This window comes from Sphingopyxis sp., from assembly GCF_036402335.1.
Classification (GTDB): domain Bacteria; phylum Pseudomonadota; class Alphaproteobacteria; order Sphingomonadales; family Sphingomonadaceae; genus Sphingopyxis.
Map to the genome: position 1 here is coordinate 1 of NZ_DASWTD010000134.1, position 5,791 is coordinate 5,791.

Here is a 5,791-nt window from a genome sequence, read left to right on the forward strand (position 1 = left end):
AGTCTAGCAGCAAAATACCGTCATCGGTCACCGCGAGCCGGTCGGCGTCCTGCCGCACCAACCCCTGGCGTTCCAGCCGCGCGACCGCATCGCCATCGACGAAGGCCGCGCGCGCCAGCCCGCTCCGCGCCTCGATGCGCGCGAGGTCGATCCCGTCGGTCAGCCGCAGCCCCATCAGCATCGCCTCGGTCGCGCGCTCATGCGCCGGCAGGTCGGTTTCGACTTTCAGCCCATGGCCGTTGCGCTCGACCGCCGCGATAAAATTCTCGGGCTTCTTGTGCCGCTCGGTCGCTTGGCCCAGCCGCCGCCCATGCGCTCCGGGGCCGACGCCGGCATAGTCGGCGTAACGCCAGTAAGCGAGATTGTGGCGGCTCTCTTGCCCGGTGCGCGCGTGGTTCGAAACCTCGTATCGCGGCAGGCCGGCGGCGCGCGTCATCGCCTGCGTCGTGTCGAACAGGTCGGCGGCGGTGTCACCGTCGGGGATAGTGAGGTCGCCCTTCGCCGCCAATGTCGCGAAGCGCGTGCCGGGTTCGATGGTGAGCTGGTAGAGCGAGAGGTGGTCGGTCCCGAACGCCAGTGCCCCGGCCAACTCGCTTTCCCACGCCGCCAGCGCCTGTCCCGGCCGCGCGTAAATCAGGTCGAAGCTGACGCGCGCGAAATGTTCCTGCGCGGTCGCGATGGCGCGGCGCGCATCATCCTCGCTGTGCGCACGACCCAGAAATTCAAGCACTTCGGAATCGAAACTCTGCACGCCTATCGAAACGCGATTGACCCCCGCCGCCGCAAGGTCTGCGAAATTGGCGACTTCGACCGAATTGGGGTTCGCCTCCAGCGTGATCTCGACGTCATCGGCGAGTCCCCACGCGCGCTCCGCCGCCGCAATCACCGCAGCCACGGTAGCGGGCGGCATCAGGCTCGGCGTGCCGCCGCCGAAGAAGATCGAGCCCACGCTGCGTCCCGGCAGCAGCCCCGCCTCATGCTGCAAATCGGCCAGCAACGCCTCGCGCCACACCGCCTGATCGACACTTTCGCGCACATGGCTGTTGAAGTCGCAATAGGGGCATTTCGACACGCAGAAGGGCCAATGGACATAAAGAGCGAGCGGTTCGGCCATGCGGCGCCCCCTACTCCCTTTCGTCCTGCACACAAAAGCCGGAATCGCCTGCCAGCGCTTCAGGGTTTCAGCAGGCGCGCGATGTGGGCGCGAATATCCGCGGGCCACGCCGCCACGATCGCGCCGAATGCCGCATCGTCGTCGCGGTACAGCGCGCGTAGCGCCTCTTCATATCCCGGCCGGTCGCCGCAGACATGACTCATGAAATTATAGGCGGCATCCCTGCGCTGCTTCGCATCGGGCGCACCCTTGCTCGCGGCCTCGACCAGCCGGCGCAACGCGGCCGACGCCCCCCCGGGCTGGGCGCCGAGCCAGTCCCAGTGCCGCGGCAACAGCGTGACCTCGCGCGCTTTGACGCCAAGCCGCGGCCGGCCGGCCGATGGCGCAGGTGCCGTCTTGGCCGCGTCCCAATAGTCGAGGTCGGCCAGCCGCCCCGTGGCGTCGTCGAACACCAGAATCGCACCGAGATCGGAGGGATAGCGGTCCTCGAGCGTGCGGGTTACGGCCTCGCGGCTCCCCGAAGCGAGGTACATGTCGCCGAGGAAGGCGGTGACAGAAGCATGGTCATGGGTCATGCCGACTCTATTATACCCGGATAAATTCGAGTCAATATCACCCGGGTAAAATAATGCTAGCTGAACGCTCCCGCGACGAGCTTGCCAAAGGCATCGGCCCGGTGGCTGATCGCATGCTTCTCGGCGGGATCGATTTCGGCATAAGTCAATGTATTGCCGACCGGTACGAAGACCGGATCATAGCCGAAACCGAGCTTGCCGCGCGGCGGCCACGTCAGATGGCCCTGCGCGGCACCTTCGTAAACATCGGCATGTCCGTCGGGCCACGCGAGCGCCAGCGTGCAGATAAAGCGCGCGCTGCGGTCGACGTCGTGTCCCTGTTCGACGAGCAGGCCTTCGACCTTGCCCATCGCCATATACCAGTCGCGGCCCGGGTTGCCCTCGAACCACTGCCGCTCGGCCCAGTCGGCGGTATAGACCCCGGGGCGTCCGCCGAGCGCCGCAACCGCGAGCCCGCTGTCGTCGGCAAGCGCGGGCAACCCCGCCGCCGACGCGCTGGCATGCGCTTTCAGCAGCGCATTCTCGCGAAAGCTCTTCCCCGTCTCCTCAGGCTCGGGCAGCCCGAGGTCGCCCGCCGACACGGGCTCGATCCCGAATGGTTCGAGCAGCGCGCGGATCTCGCGCACCTTGCCTGCATTGTGGCTGGCGATCACGAGTTTGCCGGGAGCGAGCCTGCGCGTCATCTCAGCGGCCCGTCGCCCTACCCGTTGCCGCGTCCTGCGCCGCGAAAATCTCGCCGCAACCGATGCGCGCGAGGCGGAGCAGGCGGAGCAGTCCTTCCTCATCGTAGGTCGCGCCTTCGGCGCTTGCCTGCACTTCGACGATCTGGCCCTTGCCGGTCAGCACGAAATTGCCGTCGGCCTCGGCGACCGAATCCTCGTCATAGTCGAGGTCGAGCACCGGCGTGCCCTTGTAGATACCGCACGAGATCGCGCCGACCTTGTCCTCGATCGGATCCTCGGCGATCGTCTTGGCCGCAAGAAGCTTGTCGACCGCGAGCCGCATCGCGACCCATGCACCCGAGATCGACGCGGTGCGCGTGCCGCCGTCGGCCTGGATGACGTCACAGTCGATGATGATCTGGCGCTCGCCGAGCTTCTTCATGTCGACGACGGCGCGCAAGCTGCGGCCGATCAGCCGCTGGATTTCCTGCGTCCGGCCCGACTGCTTGCCTTTCGCCGCTTCGCGGCTGCCGCGTGTGTGCGTTGCGCGGGGCAGCATGCCATATTCGGCCGTCACCCAGCCGGCGCCCTTGCCGCGCATCCACGACGGCACCTTTTCGTCGACGCTCGCGGTCACGAGCACCTTGGTGTTGCCGAAGCTGACTAGGACGCTGCCCTCGGCATGGATCGTGAATTCGGTCTCGATCGCGATGGGACGCATCTGGTCGGGCGCGCGGCCGGAAGGGCGCATGGATAATCCTTTCAAATATTGATTGCGGTGGCCCTTAGGCGGCTACCCTCATTCGCTCAACCGCATCTTGAAGAAATCGAGGATTTCGTCGCGCGCCTGCACCGTCGGCTGCCCCGCCTCGTCGATCAGGTGGATGGTGACGACGCTATGCGGGTTCCTCATCGGGCTGTCGGGGTTTGCCGCGCTGTCGGGCAGCACCTTGCCGATAAAGCGGTCGCCGAGCGCATCCTGATAGGCCGCGAAACGCGCTGCCTGGCAATATTTGTCGCCCGCGAAGCGGTAAGCGAGCACGGTCAGGTCCTCTGCCTCCATCCGCTCTTTCACCGCTGCGATCTCGTCGGGAGCGATGTGCATGCCAGCCGCGTCGTTGAGTGGCAGCGACGGCTGCGCCAGCACCGGCGCGAGCACCGCGGGCTCCAGCATCATCGACAGCGCGAAGTTGCCGGTAAAGCACATGCCGATCGCGCCGACACCCTTGCCGCCGCATTCCGTATGCGCCAGCGCCGCCAATGCGCGCAGCCACTTCGTCGCGGGCGAGCTCTCGTTCGCCTGAAACGCGCGGAACTGGCGGCTGATACACCCACCGATCATCGTGAATAACATGCGGGGCGCCCGCGGCACGGCCCCGTCCTTGCCGAAGATGTGCGGCATATAGACGGTGAATCCGGCATCGCGGACCCAGCGGGCGAAACGCGCGACGTGCGGGCTGATGCCGGGCATTTCGGTCATCACGATCACCGCGGGGCCGCTACCCGTCGTGTAGACGCGGTGCTTGCGGCCGAGCAGGACGATGTCGCGATGGTCGAAATCGTCGAGCGGGTCGTCCTGATTGAGCGGGCGTGTTGGCATGGCTGTCTCCCCTGGGGCGGGAGGCTAGTGACGATCTAGCGCAACGGCAATCCTCCCTGTCGCGCAGCGATGGGGAGGTGGCAGCGCGAAGCGCTGACGGGGGGCTTTGCCGCAACGTTACAGCCCCTCCACCACGCCCTACGGGCGCGGTCCCCCTCCCCACCGCTTCGCGGCAGGGAGGATCATGAGCTTGCCCCTCGCTCTCGCCGTCCCTAAATCCTCCTTATGACAACCCCGCCGATCACCGAACTCACCACGCGTGCGCGCGATGTGTTCCGGCTGGTCGTCGACGCCTATCTCGAGACCGGCCAGCCGGTGGGATCGCGCACATTGTCGAAACTCGCGACGCTCAACCTCTCGCCCGCATCGATCCGCAACGTGATGCAGGACCTTGAAGAGTTCGGCCTGCTCGCCAGCCCGCACACGAGTGCAGGGCGTCTGCCGACCGAACAGGGCCTCCGCCTCTTCGTCGACGGCATGATGCAGGTCGCCGAGCCGTCCGCCGAGGATCGCGCCCAGATCGAGGCGAGCCTGTCCGACGCCGGCCCGATCGAAAGCGCGCTCGCACAGGCCACGTCGGCGCTGTCAGGATTGTCGGCGTGCGCCGGGCTCGTACTTGTTCCCAAGCACGAACGCGTGCTGAAGCAACTCGCCTTCGTTCCGCTGTCGGCAAGCCAGTCGCTCGTCGTACTCGTCGCAGGCGACGGGACGGTCGAGAATCGCGTCATCGACATTCCCGCAGGGCTCAACCCGTCAGCACTCGTCGAGGCGGGAAATTACATCTCGGCGACGCTTTCCGGCCTGACGCTGACCGAGGCGATGGCGCGCGTCCGGCACGAGATCGAAGCCGAGCGCATCGCGATCGACCGTGCCGCGCAGGATCTGATCAGCCGCGGCCTCGCGATCTGGTCCTCGGACGGCGCCGACCGCCCGGTGCTGATCGTGCGCGGGCAGGCGAATCTGCTCGACGAGAATGCCGTCGGTGACCTCGACCGCGTGCGCCAGTTGCTCGACGAACTCGAAACCAAGCAGGATATCGCGCAGTTGCTCGACAGCGCGCGCGAGGGCAGCGCGACCCGCATCTTCATCGGATCGGAGAATAAATTATTCTCGCTTTCGGGCTCGTCCGTGATAGCGGCGCCCTATCGCGGATCGGACGGGCGCGTGGTCGGCGTAGTCGGGGTCATCGGCCCGACGCGCTTGAACTATGCCCGGATCGTTCCCATGGTGGATTTCACCGCACAATCGCTCTCCAGACTGATACGATAGGTTTATGACGAACATTGAAAACGACACGCCGGTCGACGACGGCGCGAACAACGAAGCCGAAACTGCCGAAGCAGTGAACCCCGCGCAGGGTGAGAATGACGAGCTGGCGCAGCTCGCCGAACAGGTCGCCGCGCTCCAGCAGGACCTGCTCTATGCGCGCGCCGAGGTGCAGAATGTCACGCGCCGCAAGGACAAGGAAATTGCCGACGCGCACGCCTATGCCGCGACCAAATTCGCGCGCGACATCCTGTCGGTCGCCGACAATCTCGGCCGCGCGCTCGCTGCGCTCAGCGAGGAACAGCGCGCCGACGACGCGATCAAGCCGCTGATCACCGGGCTCGAAGCGACCGAGCGCGAACTGCTCAGCGTCTTCGAACGCAACGGCATCACGCGCATCGCGGCGATTGGCCTGCCGCTTGACCCGAACCAGCATCAGGCGATGCTCGAAATCCCGAGCGACAAGACGCCGGGCACCATCGTGCAGGAAATGCAGGCGGGTTATATGCTGAAGGACCGGCTGCTGCGCCCCGCGATGGTGGGGGTCGCAAAGGCGGGCTAATCCGCTTGTGAG

7 protein-coding genes are annotated in these 5,791 nt (G+C 66.2%); 2 read left to right on the top strand and 5 right to left on the bottom strand.

Translation table 11 applies throughout. The features are described 5' to 3' along the window. The 5 genes from hemW to VGD20_RS04220 form a co-directional block, all read right to left on the bottom strand. The coding region (hemW, locus tag VGD20_RS04200) for a radical SAM family heme chaperone HemW (protein ID WP_331133246.1) at window positions 1–1,114 on the bottom strand (1,114 nt) is incomplete at its 3' end. Window positions 1,115–1,173: 59 nt separating this feature from the next. Next, window positions 1,174–1,689 carry a DUF2239 family protein gene (locus VGD20_RS04205; protein WP_331133247.1) on the bottom strand — a complete coding sequence of 172 codons (516 nt, stop codon included), beginning with the start codon at window positions 1,687–1,689 and terminating at the stop codon, window positions 1,174–1,176. A 56-nt stretch (window positions 1,690–1,745) separates the two neighbouring features. Next, the gene (gene rdgB / locus VGD20_RS04210; protein WP_331133248.1) at window positions 1,746–2,372 is read right to left on the bottom strand and encodes an RdgB/HAM1 family non-canonical purine NTP pyrophosphatase; all 627 of its coding nucleotides are present in this window, start codon (window positions 2,370–2,372) and stop codon (window positions 1,746–1,748) included. Between the two features lies 1 nt (window position 2,373). Beyond that, on the bottom strand, window positions 2,374–3,102 hold the full coding sequence (gene rph / locus VGD20_RS04215; protein WP_331133249.1) for a ribonuclease PH: 729 nt from the start codon (window positions 3,100–3,102) through the stop codon (window positions 2,374–2,376). A 48-nt stretch (window positions 3,103–3,150) separates the two neighbouring features. Next, window positions 3,151–3,951: a dienelactone hydrolase family protein gene (locus VGD20_RS04220; protein ID WP_331133250.1), complete on the bottom strand. Its 801-nt coding sequence runs from the start codon at window positions 3,949–3,951 to the stop codon at window positions 3,151–3,153. 225 nt (window positions 3,952–4,176) lie between these two features. Here VGD20_RS04220 and hrcA point away from each other — a divergent pair, with 225 nt between their 5' ends. After that, complete coding sequence (hrcA, locus tag VGD20_RS04225; protein WP_331133251.1) at window positions 4,177–5,220, top strand: heat-inducible transcriptional repressor HrcA; 1,044 nt, start codon at window positions 4,177–4,179, stop codon at window positions 5,218–5,220. Between the two features lie 4 nt (window positions 5,221–5,224). Then, window positions 5,225–5,779 carry a nucleotide exchange factor GrpE gene (gene grpE / locus VGD20_RS04230; RefSeq protein ID WP_331133252.1) on the top strand — a complete coding sequence of 185 codons (555 nt, stop codon included), beginning with the start codon at window positions 5,225–5,227 and terminating at the stop codon, window positions 5,777–5,779. Window positions 5,780–5,791 lie beyond the last annotated feature (12 nt).

Excerpts from the sequence above, each read along its gene's own strand:
- VGD20_RS04220 (WP_331133250.1), bottom strand. The coding sequence starts at position 3,951 with ATGCCAACACGCCCGCTCAATCAGGACGACCCGCTCGACGATTTCGAC.
- VGD20_RS04205 (WP_331133247.1), bottom strand. The coding sequence starts at position 1,689 with ATGACCCATGACCATGCTTCTGTCACCGCCTTCCTCGGCGACATGTAC.
- rdgB (WP_331133248.1), bottom strand. The coding sequence starts at position 2,372 with ATGACGCGCAGGCTCGCTCCCGGCAAACTCGTGATCGCCAGCCACAAT.
- rph (WP_331133249.1), bottom strand. The coding sequence starts at position 3,102 with ATGCGCCCTTCCGGCCGCGCGCCCGACCAGATGCGTCCCATCGCGATC.
- grpE (WP_331133252.1), top strand. The coding sequence starts at position 5,225 with ATGACGAACATTGAAAACGACACGCCGGTCGACGACGGCGCGAACAAC.
- hrcA (WP_331133251.1), top strand. The coding sequence starts at position 4,177 with ATGACAACCCCGCCGATCACCGAACTCACCACGCGTGCGCGCGATGTG.